This is a genomic window from Methylomonas koyamae, assembly GCF_001644025.1.
Classification (GTDB): domain Bacteria; phylum Pseudomonadota; class Gammaproteobacteria; order Methylococcales; family Methylomonadaceae; genus Methylomonas; species Methylomonas koyamae_A.
This window is the reverse complement of record NZ_LUUK01000017.1, coordinates 1-19,668: the sequence shown is the minus strand read 5'-3', so window position 1 is coordinate 19,668 and position 19,668 is coordinate 1. Positions and strand designations below refer to the sequence as shown.

Here is a 19,668-nt window from a genome sequence, read left to right as displayed (position 1 = left end):
GGCCACCACCACCATCGCGGGGCGTAGCAAACGGCCGTTTAAGATGTAGCCTTTTTGAAACACGTTCAAAACCGTATTGGGTTCGGCGCTGGCGCTGGGCTGCATCGCCATGGCTTGATGCAATTCGGGATTGAACGCTTGCCCGGTCGGATCGAGGACTTCGATATTGAATTTGGCGAACACCGATTCGAATTGCTTAATGGTCAGCACGCTGCCTTCGCGCAATTTAGCCACTTCCGGACTATCGGCGGTCGCCGCCTGCACGCCAAGCTCGAGACTGTCCAACACGCTAAGCAATTCCTTGGCGAACTTGGCCAAGCCGTATTTACGCTCGTCGTCCAAATCCTTTTGTACGCGTTTTTTCAGATTTTCCATGTCGGCCTGCACGCGCAAAGCCTTGTCCAGATTCGCGGCGGCTTGTTGTTGGGCTTGCTCCAGTTGTTGCCGCAGGCTTTCGATGCTGACTTCGCCGGTCTCGGCTGCCTCGCTGACAAGGTCTTCGCCAGCCTCTTTGGTCTGCTCCAGCACCTCGGCGATCAATTCGGCGTCGGATTGCTGTTCGTGACTCGATTGCTGATGGCTCATTTGGGACTCCGTGGTTCTTAAAATATTAGGTCGGCCTTACGATAAGGGCGATTATTTGGGATTCAAGGCCGCGCCCAATATTTTTGCCGTCACGTCAACAAACGGAATCACTTTTTCATACGCCATCCGGGTCGGACCGATCACGCCCAACACGCCGACCACCTCGTCGTTGACCGAATAAGGCGCCGTGACCAAGCTGCAATGGTCGAATGCACTATAGCCGGACTCTTCGCCGATAAAAATCTGCACGCCGTCGGCCAATAGGCATTGATCCAACAAATGAATCACGCCGCGCTTTTGGCTGAAGGCCTCGAACAATTGCTTCAGTCGATCCATATCGGACAGTTCCGAAAAGCCCATCAGATTGGTTTCGCCGCTCAACACGTAATCGTCGTTGGGTTGTTGGGCGAAGGTCAGTTGCGCCATGCTGACCGCGTCTATCATGCCTTGATTGACGCGCTGCTGATCCTGCTCCATCTCCCGCAACACTTGCTCGCGGATCTTGGCCAGACTGAGGCCGGCGTACACCGAATTCAAGTAATTGGCGGCCTGTTGCAGTTCGGCCGGGCTGAATTGACGCTGGGTATGGATGATTTTGTTATGAACTTCCTCGCCGTCGGTGACAAAAATCACCAGTACGCGCATGCTGGACATCGGCAGGAATTCGATGTGTCGCAACGTGACCATCTCACGGCGCGGCAGGGTGACGACGCCGGCCATATGAGTCATATCCGACAGCAACCTGGAGGCCTTGCTCAGCACGTCGCCGGTTTTGTCCGCATCGGCCAGCAAGCCGCTTTGCAATTGATCCAGGTCGCTGGACGCCAGCGGCTTGACCGTCAACAGACTATCGACAAACAAACGGTATCCGGCCACGGTCGGCACCCGGCCCGCCGAGGTGTGCGGCGAATGGATCAAGCCCATTTCCTCGAGATCGGCCATGACGTTGCGAATGCTGGCCGGACTGAGCTTAAGCAGCGGATCCTTGGACAATACCCGCGAGCCGACCGGCTGACCGTCTTGTATATAACGCTCAACCAAGGCCTTCAGCAAATACGCCGATCTTTCGTTTAAATCCGGTCCGCTAGCCACATTGACACCCTAGAAAATTCGTTAGCACTCCAACGTAACGAGTGCCAGAGGGGAAAGCTAACAGGTGCCCGGAGCCTTGTCAATCCGCCTAAAATCCGTGCGAACCCAAGCCTGTCGGGGATCTCGGGCATTCGCAATGCCGATGGATAGCGTCCGATTTCAGACATTGGCCCGACGCCTACGGGAATGCCCGGTCGCGGCACGGCCATTACCTGGCAACAAATTCAGGGTGTTAACGACACCGAACCGCACGGAATTTGGCCGATGCCGATATTCCGGCCGCGCCGGCCGACATACGCGCGACGCCGAGCGCGAAGCTTCGCTAGTGCCTGCTCGAATTGTTTGTATAATCCCAAGCATTTTTGAATCCCGGCTCAGACATGCCTTCACCCTTTCAACGCATCGGCATCATCGGTAAATTCGGCGATCCGGGTATCGCCGCCACGCTCAGCGAGCTCTACCGCTTTTTGCTGCAGCGCGGTCACTCGGTGGTCACCGATAGCCGAAGCGCCGAGCTAATCGAAGCCGAAGGCGTCGTCGCCATGCACATCAACCGGCTGCCGGAATGCTGCGATCTGCTGATCGCGGTCGGCGGCGACGGCACGTTCCTGACCGCCGCCCGCGCCGCCGCCGATTTCGACACTCCGCTGCTCGGCGTCAACCTCGGCCGACTGGGATTTCTGGTGGACATTTCTCCGGACCAGTTGCTGAGCCGCCTGGCGCAAATCCTCGACGGCCGCTACCAGACCGAACAGCGTCATTTGTTACAGGCCGCCATCATCCGCGACGGCGAACTCATCCATCGCCAAACTGCGGTCAACGAGGTCGTCGTACATCGCTGGGTCACGCCGAGCATGATCGAAATCGTCACCAGCATCGACGGCGTGTTCCTGAACACCCAGCGTTCCGACGGCCTGATCGTCGCGACACCGACCGGTTCGACCGCCTATGCGCTGTCGGCCGGCGGACCGATTCTGCATCCAACCCTAAATGCACTGGTACTGGTCCCGCTGAATCCGCACATGCTGTCCAATCGCTCCATCGTCATCGACGACAAAGCCACGATCGAGATCCGTTTCAGCCAGACCAAGCAAATCAACGCCCTGGTCACCTGCGATCATTTAGAAATCCCGGACGTGCGCATTAACGACACGATCGTCATTCGAAAAGCCGACAAACCGATTAACATTCTGCACCCGGAAGACCACGATTTCTTCCACATTCTGCGAAGCAAACTGAACTGGAGCGGCGGTTATTCCGCCAAATGACATGCTGTTGAACCTGAACATTCTCGATCTGGCCGTGGTCGACAAACTGGACCTGGACCTGGAACCCGGTATGTCGGTGCTGACCGGCGAAACCGGGGCCGGCAAATCGATATTGCTGACCGCGCTGGGCTTGGCGTTGGGCGATCGCGCCGATTCCGGCTACGTGCGCCCCGGCAGCAAACGCGCCGAAATCAACATCGAATTCGATCTATCCAAGGCGCCGCTGGTTAGCCAATGGCTGATCGACCACGAATTGGACGACGACGGCCAATGCCTGGTCCGTCGCACCGTTAGCGAAGACGGCCGCTCCAAGGCCTATATCAACAACCGGCCGGTCAATCTGCAAACACTGCAAACGTTAAGCCGGCAATTGGTCGAGATCCACGGCCAACACGCCCATTTGACGCTGCTCGATGCCGACGAACAGCGTCTGCTGCTGGACGGATTCGCCGACCACGCCGAATTGCTCAACGATCTGAACGCCTGCCAACAAAACTGGCGGCTAGCCCATAAAGAACTGCAACAACTGCAAAAATCCGGCAGCGACCAAGCCGAACGCGAGGAGCTGCTGCGTTATCAGCTAGAAGAGTTGCAGCAACTGGATCTGGAAAATTTCGATTATCAGGCCCTGGCCGACGAGCACAACAAACTGGCTAACCTGGGTAGAATTTTGGGCGTCGGTCAACAACAGCTCGACATCCTCTACGACAACGACCAGCAATCGGTCGCCGACATGCTGGGTCACGTGATCCACTCGGTCGGCGAATTAAGCCAATACGCCGCCGAATTGAACGGCATCGTCGAATTGCTGAGCGACGCCGAAATCCAGATCGGCGAAGCCACCCAACAACTGCGGCGCTTCCTGGAGAATCAGGAAGCCGATCCCGGCCAACTGAGCTGGCTGGAAAACCAGATTGGCGTGATTCAACGCCTGAGCCGCAAACACAAGGTACCAGCCGAGGAATTACCGGCGCTGGCCGAGCAATTCGCGCTGGAGTTGAACAATCTCAGCCATAGCGGCGAGCGCATCGAAGTTCTGCAAGCCGATTGCGAGCGTCTGCTGGCGCAATACCGCGAATTGGCGACGGCATTATCCGCCAGCCGGCGCCGGGCCGGCGACGAGTTGCAGCACCGCATTTCCGACGCAATCAAGGAATTGGGCCTGCCGCACGGCGAGTTCCTGGTCAAGCTCGACCGGGAGGATGGCAACGAGCCGCAACGCAACGGCCTGGATCGCATCGAGTTTCTGATCAGCACCAATCCGGGCTTGCCCGCCAAACCCTTGGCCAAGGTGGCGTCGGGCGGCGAACTGTCTAGGATCAGCTTGGCGATACAAGTCACGACCAGCACCGATAAGACCACGCCGACGATGATCTTCGACGAGGTCGATTCCGGCATCGGCGGCGGCATCGCCGAGATCGTCGGGCAAAAGCTGCGCCGGCTGAGTTTGAACCGGCAAGTGCTGTGCGTCACGCACTTGCCGCAAGTCGCTTCGCAAGCCCATCAGCATTTATTCGTCGCCAAAAACCAAAATGCCGCGGTCACCTCGTCGACGGTTCGCAAACTCCGCGAGGACGAACGGGTCGCGGAGGTGGCGCGAATGCTGGGCGGCGTCACCATCACCGAAAACACCTTGGCGCACGCCCGAGAAATGCTGAGCCTGGGCGGCGGCGAAGCCTAGCCGGCGGGCATCAACGCACCGACAAACTCAGTACGCCCATTAACACCAGAGCTGCCCCGCCGACCTGCCATAGCGTCATCGGTTCGCCGAGGAATACCGCCGCCATCAGCAACGTCGAAACCGGCCCTATCGTGCCGACCAGCGAGGCATGGCCCGAACCGATCCGGCGGATCGCCGCCGACAGCATGAACACCGGCAACACCGTCGAGACGATCGCCATTGCCAAACTCAACTGGTATACCGGCATCGGCAACAGCAAGGCCTCCGGCGGATGCGTCAACACGAACTGTAAGATCGACGCCGCGCACGCGACCAACATTGCGTACGCGGTAAAGCGCATCGCGCCCAAGCGAGCGATGGCCTGGCCCGCGCCCAGCAAGTACAGCGCATAGCTGACCGTGCCGGCAAACACGTAAGCGGCCCCCAACCACAATGTATCGCCGCCCCCATCCAACTCGCCGACGAACACCAGTGCGATCCCGCTATAACTCAGCAAGACTGCCGTCAGTTCCCTGAACCCGAACGGCTTTTTCAACCACAGTGCCGACATCGCCAGCACCAAGGTTGGGTACAAGAACAAAATCAAGCGTTCCAGACCGGCGGAGATATATTGCAAACCGGTGAAATCGAGCAGACTGGACAGGTAATAGCCAAGCAAACCGAGCACACCGACGACCCAATAATCCCGAGCCGTCAGGGACGGCCGCGCGGCGGGTCCGCGTTGCTGAAACGCGACGATCAGGAAAAACGGCACCGAAAACGCCATCCGCAACGCCAATAACGTCACGGCATCGACGGCTTGCACATAGGCAAGCTTGACCAATATCGTCTTGGCGGAAAAACCGATCGCGGCCAAGGCCGCCAGGCCGTAACCGAGCAGGGTTTGAGTGGAGGTGGTGCTAAGGGACTTCATTAGGGCTCCTGTGCTGGTGCGAGCCCTAGGCAAATGACAAAGCCACCGCGGTCGAGCCCGCGGTGGTTTGAACTGATATTAGAACAACGCAAACACCACGGCCGTGAGCAAAGCCCATAGCCATGACTTGTTTGCAAAACGTGACGAAAAAAAACGACGCATGGGGCGACTATAAGCCGGACTGGCCAAAACTGTCAAACGTAGCGCGTTAACGGCGGAATTTGCCGACCAATTCATTCAACTGCACGGCCAGTTGCACCAACTCGCGGCTGGCGTCGCTGGTTTGCGCGGCATCTTGCGAAGTGCGATCGGTCAAGCCGCCAATGTTGCCGATGCTTTGACCGACATGTTGCGCGACACGGCTTTGATTGTCGGCCACTAAGGCCATTTGCGAATTCAACGAGCGAATCTGAGTCACCCGCTCGGCAATCGCGCTTAAACCTAGATCGGCGCTTTGGACTTGTTCGCGGCGTTGCTCGGCGCTGGTTTTGGCTTTATCCATCACCGTCACCGCCTCCTTGGCCTCGCGCTGCAATTGGTCGATGATTTTCTCGATCTCTTCAGTCGCCTGATGCGAGCGGGTCGCCAGCGTTCTGACCTCGTCGGCCACTACCGCGAAGCCCCGGCCTTGTTCGCCGGCCCTAGCCGCCTCGATCGCGGCGTTCAGCGCCAGCAAGTTCGTTTGTTCGGCCAAGCCCTTGATCACGTCCAACACCGCGCCGACGCCGTTGCTTTTTTGGTCCAGGCGCTTGATGACTTCCGAAGCCCGCTCGATTTCGCTGACCAGCACATAGATGCCGTCGATGGCGTTTTTGGTGGTTTCCGCGCCCTGGGCGGCTTGCTGGTCGGCCTCGACCGAAGCCCGCGCCGCACCGTCAGCGCCGTGCCGCACATCCCTCACCGATTCCTCCAGTTCGTGGATCGCCTGAATGACGTTTTCGGTTTCCCTCTGCTGCTGACTGGCCGCCTGCGAGGTTTGCCTCGATACGGTGGCGATGCGATCGGTGGCGTCGGTCAGTAAACGGCTGACGTCAGACACCCGGTTCAAACTCGCCGCGAAATTAGCCAACATCGAGTTAAACGAGGTGCTGACCTGGCCGATTTCATCGCCGCTGTCGACCGGCAAGCGCGCGGTCAAATCCGAATGGCGAGCGATGGCATCGACGGTGTCGCGCATCGTGACCAGCGGGTTGACGACGATGCGCCGCATCAGAATATTGACCAGCAACAAGCCGGCGGCGAACATCGCCAACGAAATCGCCGAGCCGGCGATCAGATCTTGGTTAATTTGGTCGTCCAGGCTCGCCAGCGAATAGGATACCCGCACCGCGCCCAACACCTCGCCTTCCTTGACCGGATGGCAGGTCAGGCAATTGGTGCCGCGAAAATTGCTGCTGGCCAGGATCGGCTCGACCACGGTCACCCAACGCCCGTTGGCGTCGTTGCCGTGGCGTATCAGCGCTTCACCGCTCAGGCCGCGCCGATCGAGTTCGTCGACGACCGCTTGCTCGGGCTTGCCTTTACCGTGCAACTCGACGATCCCGTTGCCGCGAATCAGGCGCACCTCGCTGACGCCGGGATGCGACAAGGCCTTTTCCCGCAACACTTCGACCTGAGACATCGAGCCGGTCAGCATCAGGGTGTTGATACCGTCGAAATAGCCGGCGGCGATATTTTTAGCTTTGTCGGTTGCCAGCGCTTGCACCATATCTTTCTGGCGGCCGGCCATGAACACGTTACTGACCAACATCAACACGACAAACACGCTGGCGATGCTGAGCAGAATTTTTGATTGGATAGTAGTTTGACTGTTCATAGTTCTGGGCCGCTTAACATTCCTTGGAAATTTATCACGAGTCATCGGCACCGCGCGGGGAAACCTGAACGACCCATCCGAAAAATTGCGTTCCTGGTCATTTTTCCGCCGGTCTCCGCAATCAGGTGGCAACGACCACTCCAGCGGCCGCCCGGTCATTTTTCATAAATATGCTAAGGTTGCGAAACGGCTCGAAACCGGCCCTGCCGGCCACAGCCTCCGCTCGCTTTAACTATAGACCGGGAGTCCCACCTTGGACGATATTTTCGAACTGCTCGCCGTGGTTGCGGTCGTCGTGCCGATCGTCGTAATCGTACTGCTGGTTCTACTGCTCAACCGGCAACGCGAAATCAACCGGGAAATCAAGGATTCGCTCGCCGACCTGCACGCCGCTTTGCGCGAGGACCGCAAACTGCTGCTGACGTTGACGGAACGCGTCGGCACCGAGCGTCCGGCCGCCGCGCCAGCCAGTTTCGACGCGCAAACGCCGGCGCGGGAGCATATCTTGTTCGAACCCCGCGCCGCATCGGTGGAGACGACGGCACCCGAACCCAGCCGAGCGGAACCGGCCGACACCGAACCGACGGCGAGCACACCCGCTCCCAACGACGCTTGGCAAACCGCCGGCTGGCAAGTCGCCGAACCGAGCCGTTTCGAATTGGCGGCAAGGCAAGCACTCCAACAAATCTGGAACTGGATCGTGGTTGGCGAAGGCCACCGTCCGGACGGCGTTTCGATCGAATACGCGGTCGCCAGCAACTGGTTGCTGCGCATCGGCGTCCTGATCCTGGTCACCGGCATCGGCTTTTTTCTGAAATATTCGATCGATAACGGCTTGCTCGGCGAACAGGCGCGGGTCGCGCTCAGCGTCTTGACCGGACTGGCGATGATCGTCGGCGGCGTGCGCCTAGTCGGCGGCCAGTACCATTTGTTCAGCCAGGGCTTGTTGGGCGGCGGCATCGCGGTGCTGTATTTCAGCGTGTTCGCCGCTTACGCCTTCTACCACCTGCTCGGCGCCTATCCGGCCTTCGGTTTGATGCTGACGGTTACCGCCAGCGCCGCCGCGTTGGCGATCCGGTTGGACGCGATGCTGGTGGCGATCTTCGCCATCATCGGCGGCTATTGCACGCCGATTTTGCTGTCCACCGGTCAAGTGAATTTCGTCGGCTTGTTCAGCTATATGCTGTTGCTGGGCGGCGGGGTTCTGGCGGTGAACTGGTACAAGCAATGGCATGTACTGAATTTTCTCGGCTTCGCCTTCAACTATCTGCTGTTTTTCGCGGCGATGCAACGCTACGAGTCCGGCTACTTTTGGCAAGTGCTGCCGTTTCTGACCGGATTTTTCGTGTTGTATTCGACGACGGTGTTTTTGTTTTGCCTGGTCAATCGGCAACGCTCGACGCTGCTGGACTTGGTCGCGCTGGCGGTCAACGCGGCGATCTATTTCGGCACCGCTTACGAGTTGATCGCCACCGAATACGGGCAAGTCTGGACCGCGTTGCCGTGCCTCGCCCTGTCGGCATTCTATGTCGGCCACGTGTATTACTGCTTGGCCCGCCGCATCGAGGATAGAGAGTTGGTAGTCGGGTTTATCGGCTTGGCGGCATTCTTTCTGAGCGTGGCGGTGCCGTTAATCTTGTCCAAGCAATGGATTACCGTCAGCTGGTCATTGCAAGCACTGGTGATGATTTGGATGGCCGGCAAAGTGCGTAGCGCGTTTTTACGCCAAACCGCCTACCTGCTGTATTTGCTGGTCGTCGCCCGCTACGCTTTCATCGATTTGCCCGGCCAATACGCTACGGCGACTTGGGACGCCGCGCCGGGCGAATTCTGGTTCGGGCTGATAGAACGCCTGGTCAGCTTCGGCATCCCGATACTGTCGATGGCGCTGGCCTATACACTGATCGAAAAACCGGCACCGGCAACGGAATTGGCTTGTTCGCCGGCCCAGGACGTGCCGGTCTGGCTGAAGGACGGCGGCGTCTTGGCCGTCATCGCACTGATCGTTGTAGCCCTGGTATTCGTCACACTGCAATTGGAACTCTACCACAGCCTGGCCTATTTGTATCCGCCACTGCAAGCGCCGGCATTGACGCTGGTCTGGCTGGGCTTGGGCGCGCTACTGCTGAATCGCTACATGACCGGCTCCGGCCAGCTCATGTTAGCCGGCCTGCGTTGGCTGCTGATCGGCCTGGCGATCAAACTGACGTTTTTCGATTTGCCTTCCTGGGGCCTGACGCTGGGTCACGCCGCGATCGGCGACAGTTTGCTGACTTTGCATTACGGCGGCACTTACCGCTTCGAATCGGCGCTGATGCGGCTGCTGGACTTCGGCGCGATTATCCTGTTTCTGGCCCTGGCTTTCCGACGGCTGGAAGGCGACGAAGGCAGCGCCGCCGACGTGCGCCGCTGGCTGGGCACGGCGGCGCTGGTATTGTTGTTCGCGTTTCTCAGCCTGGAAACCAATTCGCTGTTGCTGCATTATTTGCCCGGCTTGCGCTCCGGCGGCGTGACGATTCTGTGGTCGCTGTTCGCGTTGACGTCGGTCTACCACGGCATCCGCCGCGAAGTCGCCGCACTGCGCTTGGCCGGTTTGGTCTTGTTTGCGATCGTCGCCTGGAAAGTGTTTTTCGTCGACCTGGCCCGCCTGGAACAAATCTACCGGATCGTCGCCTTCATCGTATTGGGCATGCTGGTACTCGGCGGCGCGTTTTTCTACATGCGCTACCGGCAAAACTTCGCCGCTAACGCCGAGACCGAGAGCAAACGATGAGCCCCCGTAACGCCTTTTTTATCTGCTGGCTGTCGCTGTCCGCCCCGGTGGGCGCGACCGAATTCAGCCGCCCCGTCCAGCAAGCGCCCGGTAACGGTCAGGCGCTGTTGGCGGTGGAATTGGACAGCCAAATCTACGCCGCCAGCGCCGCCGACTTCGGCGATCTGCGTCTGCTCGACGGCCAAGCCGTCGAGACACCGTTTCTGTTGCGCCCGGCCGCCGCGACCAAAACGGTCCGTAGCCGCCGCCCCAGCCTCGGCCAGATCACCGCGCTACAAACCGCTGGAGACAGCCTGAGCTTCGAAGTCCACCTCGCCGACAACGCCGAACCTGCCGACGGCTTGACGCTGGTCACCGCTCAACACGATTTCGAGTACGAACTCACGGTACAAGGCTCGAACGACGGCGAACACTGGCGGACTCTGACCGAGCACGCGGCGGTTTACGATTACTCCCGGCACCTGGCGATCGCCAATCTCGACGTGTCCTTGCCCGCCAACGGGGACCGCTATTTCAAAATCCTGGTCGGCAAGACCGGCCAAACCCGGATCGCGGAAATCACGGCGCTGACCCGGCGTATACAAGGCCACGAGGAATTGGAACGCAGCGAAACGCAAACCCTGTATCGGGAGCCGCTACATATCGAGCGGATCGAGTTCTGGCATCTGCGTTCGGAAAACCGCGCCGAGGCCGAAACCGTCGTCGACTATCCGTTGCCGGACTTTCAGGTACACGAAGACGCCGAGCGACGCGCCACCCTAATCGACATCGACAGCCGCAAACTGCCGCTGACCGGGCTGCGGCTGGACGTCGCCACGCCCAGCTTTCAACGCGATGTCGAACTGCAAACGCCCCGAGCCGGCGGCGGCGACTCGGCTTGGCAAACCCTAAGCAGCGGGCAATTGCGGGCCTTGCGCTTCGGCGACATTCAGCAAGCCGAGACCCGGATCGATTTTCCGGAACATCGCGGCGAACGGTACCGGTTGGTCATCCACAATCAAGACAATCCGCCACTGCAAATCACCGCGCTGACCGGCTTGGGCAAACGCTATCGCCTGCTGTTTATCGCCGCCCCCAATACTGCGTACCGACTGACTTACGGCAGCCAAGGCCTGGCAAAAGCCCGTTACGATACCGCCGCGATCGACGCTTTGCTGCTACGCGGCGTCGAACCGACGCCGGTCGGACTGGGCGCGGCCGTCGCGACCGGCCAAGCCGCCGCGGAAAATTCCCTGACAAGCCTGATCAACAGCCGGGAATTTTTACTTGGCGTGATTGCGTTGATGGTACCGGTATTGGCTTGGAGCCTATATCGGGCCGGAAAGCGGATCGGCAATTTGCCAAGATAATCCGTCAGCGAGCCATCCAGGCCAATAACGGATTTCGGCCGGCCGCGCTCAGCAAGACTGCCGCCAACGCCGCGCCCAAGCTGTCGGCCAACCAATCGCCGACGCCCGGCTCGCGCCCCGGCACGAAGGACTGGTGCCATTCGTCGCTGATGCCGTACACACTGCAATAGACAACGCTGGCCAAGGCTAGCCAGCGGCGCTCGACCAGCCGATGCCGAAACGCTCGCCAGCTGAACAATGCCATCACGAAATAGGCCAGCGCGTGTTGAACCTTATCTTGAAACTCGAAGTGCATCTTGACCGGCAAACTCGCCTGTGCCGACAACCAGAAAATCAAGCCGCAAAACGCCGCCAACGCGGCCCAGTCCCGGAATGCTCTCATCTTTTTCTATCCATTTATCGTAATTTACCCAGGGTTCGATGTCGGCCAAGCCTACGCGCCGCCTTCGAGCAATTGTTTGGCCAATTGATTGCCGGCCTCGACCAGCGGATGTATCACAAAATCGGCACCCAGCGTTTTCATGTGATCGGCTTCCTCGGCGTGATAGCAAATCGCGCCGATCTGGCCAAGATAGCCGCGCCGCCTCAATTGCTCGATCGCGGCGCAGCGCACCTCGTACGCCGGCACCGTCAACAAGACGCCCTTGACCCGCTCCAGCGGCAAGCCGCTCCACAATTCGCTGTCTTCGGCATCGCCATAGACCACGCGCCGCCCATTACCCAACAGGGTTTCCAGCACGGTCGGGTCGGCGTCCAGCCCGACCACCCGTTGTTCGCGCTCGCACAACGCCCGATAGGCGGCGATGCCGGTGCGGCCCATGCCGATCACCAGCCATTCGGCAGCGCCGAAGGATTCCGGCAAGCGGTCGGGATTCCCGGATTGCTTTTCGAAACGCACCAGCCAGCACTCGGCCCAACCGAACAAGCGGTGCGAGTAGCGGTTCAGCGGCGCCGCCACCGCCAACGAACCGGCCACCGCCAAACTGATAATCGCCTTCCAATCCTCGGTCAGCAAACCGGCGTTGACCACCGCGCCGGTCGTGATCAGTGCAAATTCGCTATAAGTCATCAAGGCCAACGACGACACGAAAGCGGTGCGCGCGCGCAAGCCGGCGAACAGAAACAACCCGAAAAATAACACGCCTTGCAGCGGCAACAAGCCGAGTAAACTTAAGGCCAGCGTCACCTGTTCGCGATTCGGCAGATCGGCCAGACCGATTTGCAGAAAGAAAGCCACCAGAAACAACTCCTTCAAGCTCCACAGCCGATCGGTCAATTCGTCGATCTTGGGATGGGTCGCCAGCATCACGCCGGTCAGCAGCGCGCCGATGTCGGCGGAAATGCCGACCCGTTCGGCCGCGACGCCGCCGGCCAGTGCCAAGCAGACGCCCAGCAGCAGTTTCAATTCGGAGGCGCGACTGGCCGACAAAATCCGATGCGCCAGGGGCCGCAACAGCGGCAAGGCCAACAAGGCCAAAGCCCAAGGCTGGGGTTGTTTGCCGTCCGCCACCGCCAACAAGACGATCGCGACAATGTCCTGCAAAATTAGAATACTCAGCACGTCGCGGCCGTGCAGCGTTGACAATTCGCCGTTGTCTTCCAATACCTTGATCGCCAACACGGTGCTGGAAAACGCCAAACTGACTCCCAACACCAAACCGCCGGTCACCTTTTGTTCCAGCCAGAAAAACACCAACGCCGATGTCACCGCCGTCAGCAACAGGTGCAAACCGCCGACGCTTAACACCTCGCGGCGGATGAGCGACGAAGGCTTCAGCTTCAAACCGACCGAAAACAGCAACAGTTCGATGCCGATTTCCGCCACGTGACCAAGATTCGGCAACGGCGCGATTTGCAAACCATGTAGGGCATAGCCGGCGGCCAAGTAGCCGACCAAGGGTGGAAACGACAAGCGGCTGGCGACCATGCCGGCCAAATAAGCGGCGGCGATCCAGATCAGTTCGGTCATAAATCAATCATGCTGAGTCAAAACGGCCAGCCATGCGGGCCGGTCTTAAAAATAGAGTCGCTGGACAAGTCAAGGACCGTCGGCCGTCTCGCGCCGACGCCAATCGCAACGTTAGGCGCGGAAACTATTCCAGCGCGATACTGCCCTCGATAGTGTGACGTATCCCCAGCGCGGGCGCCTCCAAGGTCATCGCCACCGCGAGAGTCTCCGAACCCTCGAGTATGCCGGCCTCGACCGCTTTCAACACCGCGTGCTCCAGTTCGCGCTGCGAAGCGATCCCAACGGTTTTCAGGAACTTACGGACTTCCAAATTCAAGGTATCTTCGTTCATCGTCATCCCCCGGACACGTTATAAAAGTCGAAGCGACGAATCGACGCGCGGAACTCGCGGCGCCATCGCCTCGGCTAGCAGATTATCACGGATCGGTGCATTCTCGGCTTAGCGATAGGCGAAGAGGCCGAGCCATCGGCCGGATCATTAACATTGAAAAGGATTCCGCCGAAATTCGCCGACTCGTCGGGCCGTGATCCCGATATCGCGAGTCAATAGATCAATGACCTTGGCAGCGGTGGTAAGTCGCTACGCTGCCAAACGGCTACGATTCGAAGGATTGGAGCGTTTTAGCAGGCCGGTCATCATCGTGTGACGTCTTTTATCTACTCGCCGGCACAGAACAAGTAGCCGTGTCAGTAGGATAAAACCGATGATTTGCACAAACATGAGAGCATGCCAGTTCCGATTTCTGGAGAGCAGGGAACGGCGATTCGAACAAGCCGTCACCGAGCGGCAGGTCGGTGACGGCAATCGGAAGTGAAGGGGAAGGGTTTAAGTGATCGTATCCAAGACGTGTGTATCGAATCCCGCGAGCTTACTTCGCGCATTGCGGTCGGGTACACAACAGGGCCAGTTTGCGCGAGTCGAGCACATTGATCGTGCCGTTATGATCCAAATCCCTGGGGTCGCCGGCACCGCTCGCCGGTTTGTTTCGAGCGGCCAGCACGACATTGAGGTCGAGTAAATCGACATCGCGGTCGCCGTCTTGATCGCCGGTCACGGTAATGTTTTCGCAAGCGTCGGGCAGATGATTTTGGTTGGTATCGCCGCTTTGGCGTTGCTCGATGTCCAAGACGTCGGATTTGCCGTTGTTATTGCAATCCGGAAATACGTTCAAATAGTACACATCCTGCTCGCCGTTGTAAGTCGCGGTGTAGGACACGTGAGCACCGTATTTTCCGGAAACCAGATGGCTATAGTCGCCGATTTTGTCGACGCCCAACGGATAACCGGTTTGGGTGTTGAAGGTCGCGGTGACCGCTCGATTCGGACTCCAAGTCGCCCCGCCGTCCCACGAGTACGAATAGTAGAGTTGCGAGGTACCGGCCTGGAGCTTTTCGCGGGTGTCGTACCAAACCGCATCGATCCGCGAGTTGTCGGCGACGCCCAACATCGGAAACCATTGAAAGGCGTTCCGGTCCGCCGTATCCGTGTTGATGCGCAGCGGCGCCGACCAGGTCAGCCCCCCGTCGCTGCTGCGGATAAAGTTGACGTCCAGATTGTCCGTGCCCGGCGGATCGACCGGAGCCAGCAGATAAAGGTTGTTGCGCAACGCACCTGCCGAATGATCGACGGCGACTTGAATATCGCCGATCGGACCAAGCGGGTTGGGATTGTTGGGAATCATGAAGGTGATCGGCGAACCGCCCATATCGATGGCTTGGGTCGTGAAACTTGGTATTGCGTTGGGATCGCGAGCGTTCAACGAGGTGGCGAACAAATAACCGTCGTAGACCAGCTTGGTACCCACCAAGCTGCCGCTTTCCTTACGACCGGCCAGATACACTTCGCCGTTGGTGCCGACGCCGATGGTACCGAACGACGGGTTTTCCGGCACGCTGACCGGCGCTTCGTAGCTCAGGCCGCCGTCAACCGAGCGGGTAAAACGCTTGTCGTCCAAACCTTCCCGCCAGTGCAAATAAATATGGCCGTCGCTGGCGGTTCCGCTCCGGTCTATGCCGATTCGGCCTTTATCCGCGCCTTCGCCGTGGGCGTAGACCGGCGCTTGCCAGCTGACGCCGCCATCCAGCGACTTGAAGACCTGCACGTCCGCCGCGAAGTTGCCGGTGCTGTCGTAATGCAGACTCTGGTAGTAGAAATTGCCCGCCGAATCGACATCCACCATGATGTTGGTCCGTTGTTCGCCCGGCGTCACCACGCCTTGAAAATGCCAGTGCTTACCGCCGTCGTCGCTATAAGCCCAACCGCCTTCCCGGCTGCCCGAAGCGATACTGGCAAATTGCTTCCAGCCCGCGACCAACCGGTCTGGGTTATTCGGATCGAGAGCGATCGTCGGCTCGTGAGCCGCGTCGCCGGCGATATTGTCGCCGGCCGGGTCCACATTCATTTGAATGCTCGAATACGGTCCGTACGGAAACAGCGATTGCGCAGCGGCGCTTTCCGGCATCGCGCCGCAGACCGCTAACACGCTCAAGCCCAAGCAATGGGCGGAAATCCCTCGCGGCAACGGCACGACGCGACCTAGGCGAACGTCCATCATGCCCTCCTGAATCGGCGATAGCCGTTGATACCGATACCGGCAATCCCCGAAGCGAAGAACCAAACCGCCGAAGGCAATGGAACGGTGGCCACTTGGCCGCAACCGCTATAGGCACCCACGCCTAAACAAAAATCCCCCAAATCGGCCAAGACGGTATTTTTCAAAAAGAACGCGTTTTCGGGGGACAGTAATAAATCGCCGCTGAGCATCCAATCGCCGGCACTGCTGTACTGCAACCGCAAATTAGCCAATTCGTAAGCCACCGCGCTAAACGAAACGTTATTCTGCAAATACCAGCCGCCCGGCGTGCCCGAAACACCAAAGGCATCCCACATGGTCTGCCGCGCCTCCGGGTCGTATTTCAGCGAGTAATCGCCGTTCAGCAAGGTGCCGGAAAAGCTTCCTCGAAACATCTCGACGCCGGTCATGCCCATCGTGCCGGTACCCGCCAAGGTGTCCGAATCGATTGAGAAGTCCGGCGTCGTGGCTTGGACGTTGCGGCCGGAAAGCTGACCGCTGGGGTTGCTGGCACTGACGGGGGTGATGTCGTGTACCAAGTTCACGGCTGGAATTTCGACACGCGTCGGATTATTGAAGTAAAACGACGAATCGGTGCGAACCGTGTAGTCGGACTCGATGGTGTCGAAATATTGCGCCAGAAAGTATCCCGGCTGGGTCAACGAGCCGAAGTTGGAGAGCGCTAAAGCATCGCGGTCCAGATTCATCGTGAAGGTGCCTCCGGAATTCGCGTTTAACAACGCGGCATCGGCCTGCGTAACGAATCCGCCGGCGACCAGCGCGAAAACCGTCGAAACCGCGGTCAAGTATTTTGATGTTTCAAGGCGATGGCATGTCATCGAAACCTCCTGTTAACTGATATCCCGATCACGCGGATCTGTTGCGAAAACCGCTCACGCCCATGCCGATTAAGCCGGTCATAAACATCCAGACGGCGGCCGGCAGCGGGACCACGGAGGTTTGAAAGCTGAAGGTACCGATGCGCGCATTAGCATTGCGGGCCGGACCGGCCCCAAGATGATCGAATCCCCAACCGTAACCCAACTCGCCGCTCAAAGACAGCACGTTTCCGTTGATCTCGGAAACCACGTTAAACAACTCGAAAGCCACCGCTTTAAAGCCGAGGGTGTTGTAAATGACCCAATCCGAACTTTCCGGCGTTTTTAGCGCTTCCGCGGGATTATAGGTCAGCGTCATGTCGCCCATTAATACCCGGTTAGTGGGGGGCGCGACATCCACTCGATAGCGCAGGCCGCCGGCCAGGCCGATAGAGCCCGACGCGGTGCCGGTAATGTCGTTAGGGTCGAACGTGAAGGTAGTGGCGCTATTGTGCCGACCCGACGGGTTGTCAGCCACATGCGCGCCATTGACGGTAAATTTCAATCCGGTGGCCGGAATTTCGTTCGCCGCGTAATCGGTCAGATCGACGGGCGTATTGTAATCGCGCAACTCTTCAAAGGTTTTTGAGGCCAGCGAAGCGTCGTAGTATTCCTCGACGTATATGGATGGCGCAGCGGTCCTATCTAGATCGATACCGTTCTCGAAAGCGTCTCGATCGATATTGATAATCAGCGAACCGCCGGATACGGTAGCGCCGTGCGCGGATGTCGCGGCAAGGGTTAACGACAGCACGATCAGGTATAGAAATTTCATGCGTATTCCTTGAAAAAAATTGGGTTTCTAATAAGTCGCTTACCGGCCAAGTTCAGGCTCTACCCCCCGTCCGTTAACGGAAAGCAAAGCGCCCCGCAGCCTTTTGCGACGGAAGGTTGAGCGGTCTGGTAAGGCTTAGGCGGATAAGCCCGATTTACCTCTGGAGGCGCCTAACAGGCCGACCAATCCGCTCCCGAACAACCATACGGCGGCCGGCAGCGGCACCGCGGCGGGCGCCAGATTGAAGGTACCCACTTTGACCGACGTGCTGCCGTTAAACAGCAAATTCCAGGAGTAACCCAAAGTGGAAAGATACAAATCGCCGCTTAGCGATAATTCGCCGTTACCGTTGACCGACTCGGTGGCATTCACCAAGCGAAACAAGGCTGGATCTTGCGCGGGGCTACTAAAACCGGCGCTGTAGGTAAAGATATTCCACGTCCCACCGGCTTTTTTCAGGTAAAAATCACCGGGATTCAGGTAGGAGCCGCCACCGGCGGGTTCCATCCGAAATGCACCGCTCAAGCCGATTTGGCCTGCCGCCGTGTTGCTGGCATCCATCGTCGTGGCCTCCTGCTTTCTCGCGCCGTAGCTGATGGTGGTGCCATTGGCGTTCACCGGCAACGAAACGCTGAAGGTCTCGGTCTGACTGAGAGCAACACCGCCGGTCGTGTCCAGATCGATCGGCGTTGCGTTATAAGTCTCGTCCCAAAAATTGGCGATATACCAACCTTCGGAACCGCCAACAGCCGAGGTAAATGCGGAATTGTCGATGGTCATATTCGCGACGCCGCTAACGAGGGCCGCGTTGGCATCGCCTGCCGTTAACAGACCGCCGCCGAATACGCTGATTGCCAGAACGCCGGCATAGGCCGCTTTCAAACTGTGTTTGTTTAATAGGTTCATTGTTTTCCTTACAAAACGATCTAAGATTGATTTAATGGGCAAAATCCAGGCCCCGATACGGATGGAAGCGCGTCACATCCCATTGCAGAGCCCAAAGTTCGAAGGCAACCCGGCCGTCTTATTCCAAGACCCGTGGCTTTCCGGCTCCGCCTCGCGGCGGATGTGGCGAAATTGCCGCTTCCGTGCGGCATCGCCCGAATCCTTGAGCGAGGTTTTCCTAGATTTCCGGCGGCTTTTCCGAACGGCGCAAGATGCCGTCATTCGGCAGCCGCCAAGGCTCGAAACCCAACGATACTGGCTTAGAGAGAGCGTCGCGAAACGCAAACCCGTCGACATAAACCTATCGTCATTTCCCGAGTTGCTGATCTAACAGCAAAGACCAGGCCAATTAAAAAGCCATTGTTTTACAACGACTAACATTTTTACCGACGGCCAAACAAACCCAAACCACGTGATTTGCCTCAGCAACTGCGTGAAATCACCTATTCAAACGATTTGCCGGTATTTGTGACAACTCCACGTATCTCGAAACCTAAGCCGCGTCGAATCAACGGGCGGAGTGCGCCAGCTCCCGGTGAGTCGCACGGACCTCCATGGTTTGACCGATCCTCAATCTTCCACCCATTTAAACCGCAGCGCGGCGGTCATTAAAAACAACAGCGTCATCATCGACAGGGTAATCAATGCCGGCGCTATCTCGGCCAATCCGGCGCCGTCGATCATCACCGCGCGCGCGGCTTGCAGCACGTGGGTTAGCGGGAAAATCAGCGTCAGGTTCTGCAACAGCGCCGGCGCGCCTTCCAGCGAAAACCAAACCCCGGACAGCAGTATCATCGGCAAGGTCAGCAAGTTCAGGATGCCCAAGGCCAACTCCTCGCTACCGGTCCGGCTCGCCATCAACAGACCGAGGCTGATCAGGGTCACGGAGCCGAGCACCGCAATCAGCGCCAACAAGGCGTAAGCACCCTGCACTAAAAAGTCGAACAAGACGTTCATCGCGACAAATTGCAACACGACCGCCAGCATCAACATCGCCAGCCGGCTGACAACTTGCGCCGACAGGAACTCAAAAGCGTTGACCGGCGAGGCT

Annotated in this window: 16 protein-coding genes and 1 riboswitch; of the genes, 4 read left to right on the top strand and 12 right to left on the bottom strand. The window is 58.6% G+C overall.

Going from position 1 to position 19,668, the window contains the following annotated elements; all coding sequences use genetic code 11:
• Both grpE and hrcA read right to left on the bottom strand, forming a co-directional pair.
• The coding region (gene grpE, locus A1355_RS01790; RefSeq protein WP_064024384.1) for a nucleotide exchange factor GrpE at positions 1-585 on the bottom strand (585 nt) is incomplete at its 3' end.
• Positions 586-636: 51 nt separating this feature from the next.
• Complete coding sequence (hrcA, locus tag A1355_RS01785; protein ID WP_064024382.1) at positions 637-1,677, bottom strand: heat-inducible transcriptional repressor HrcA; 1,041 nt, start codon at positions 1,675-1,677, stop codon at positions 637-639.
• A gap of 380 nt (positions 1,678-2,057) precedes the next feature.
• Between hrcA and A1355_RS01775 the strand changes: the two genes are divergently transcribed.
• The gene (locus tag A1355_RS01775; RefSeq protein ID WP_064024378.1) at positions 2,058-2,945 is read left to right on the top strand and encodes an NAD(+) kinase; all 888 of its coding nucleotides are present in this window, start codon (positions 2,058-2,060) and stop codon (positions 2,943-2,945) included.
• A 1-nt stretch (position 2,946) separates the two neighbouring features.
• Complete coding sequence (gene recN, locus A1355_RS01770) at positions 2,947-4,626, top strand: DNA repair protein RecN (RefSeq protein WP_064024376.1); 1,680 nt, start codon at positions 2,947-2,949, stop codon at positions 4,624-4,626.
• A 10-nt stretch (positions 4,627-4,636) separates the two neighbouring features.
• Here the strand turns inward: recN and A1355_RS01765 are convergent, their stop codons facing one another.
• Entirely contained in the window at positions 4,637-5,539 is a 903-nt protein-coding gene (locus A1355_RS01765) for a DMT family transporter (RefSeq protein ID WP_064024374.1), read from the bottom strand.
• Between the two features lie 208 nt (positions 5,540-5,747).
• A complete protein-coding gene (locus A1355_RS01760) occupies positions 5,748-7,355 on the bottom strand; it encodes a methyl-accepting chemotaxis protein (RefSeq protein ID WP_064024372.1) in 1,608 nt (535 codons plus the stop codon).
• 253 nt (positions 7,356-7,608) lie between these two features.
• On the opposite strand from A1355_RS01760, the gene A1355_RS01755 reads away from it, so the two are divergent.
• Positions 7,609-10,128, top strand: coding sequence for a DUF2339 domain-containing protein (locus A1355_RS01755; protein ID WP_064024370.1), 2,520 nt, complete (start codon positions 7,609-7,611; stop codon positions 10,126-10,128).
• On the top strand, positions 10,125-11,477 hold the full coding sequence (locus A1355_RS01750) for a DUF3999 family protein (protein WP_064024368.1): 1,353 nt from the start codon (positions 10,125-10,127) through the stop codon (positions 11,475-11,477). Before A1355_RS01755 ends, A1355_RS01750 begins: the two co-directional genes overlap by 4 nt.
• Positions 11,478-11,481: 4 nt before the next feature.
• Here A1355_RS01750 and A1355_RS01745 read toward each other — a convergent pair whose 3' ends face one another.
• From A1355_RS01745 to A1355_RS01710, 8 genes are all read right to left on the bottom strand, one after another.
• A complete protein-coding gene (locus tag A1355_RS01745; RefSeq protein WP_064024366.1) occupies positions 11,482-11,859 on the bottom strand; it encodes a VanZ family protein in 378 nt (125 codons plus the stop codon).
• A 51-nt stretch (positions 11,860-11,910) separates the two neighbouring features.
• A complete protein-coding gene (locus A1355_RS01740) occupies positions 11,911-13,446 on the bottom strand; it encodes a cation:proton antiporter family protein (protein WP_064024364.1) in 1,536 nt (511 codons plus the stop codon).
• A 124-nt stretch (positions 13,447-13,570) separates the two neighbouring features.
• Positions 13,571-13,777, bottom strand: a complete 207-nt coding sequence (locus A1355_RS01735; protein ID WP_064024387.1) for a DUF6494 family protein — start codon at positions 13,775-13,777, stop codon at positions 13,571-13,573.
• Positions 13,778-14,315: 538 nt separating this feature from the next.
• On the bottom strand, positions 14,316-16,001 hold the full coding sequence (locus A1355_RS01730; RefSeq protein WP_157197697.1) for a sialidase family protein: 1,686 nt from the start codon (positions 15,999-16,001) through the stop codon (positions 14,316-14,318).
• Positions 15,998-16,858, bottom strand: coding sequence for a hypothetical protein (locus tag A1355_RS01725; protein WP_157197696.1), 861 nt, complete (start codon positions 16,856-16,858; stop codon positions 15,998-16,000). The genes A1355_RS01730 and A1355_RS01725 overlap by 4 nt, the downstream gene beginning before the upstream one ends.
• 28 nt (positions 16,859-16,886) lie before the next feature.
• Complete coding sequence (locus tag A1355_RS01720; RefSeq protein WP_064024358.1) at positions 16,887-17,672, bottom strand: VPLPA-CTERM sorting domain-containing protein; 786 nt, start codon at positions 17,670-17,672, stop codon at positions 16,887-16,889.
• A gap of 135 nt (positions 17,673-17,807) precedes the next feature.
• A complete protein-coding gene (locus tag A1355_RS01715) occupies positions 17,808-18,578 on the bottom strand; it encodes a hypothetical protein (RefSeq protein WP_064024357.1) in 771 nt (256 codons plus the stop codon).
• Between the two features lie 100 nt (positions 18,579-18,678).
• Positions 18,679-18,755: riboswitch (cyclic di-GMP riboswitch) on the bottom strand.
• 432 nt (positions 18,756-19,187) lie between these two features.
• Positions 19,188-19,668, bottom strand: a 481-nt coding sequence (locus A1355_RS01710; protein WP_157197695.1) for an ABC transporter permease, incomplete at its 5' end; no start/stop codon positions are given.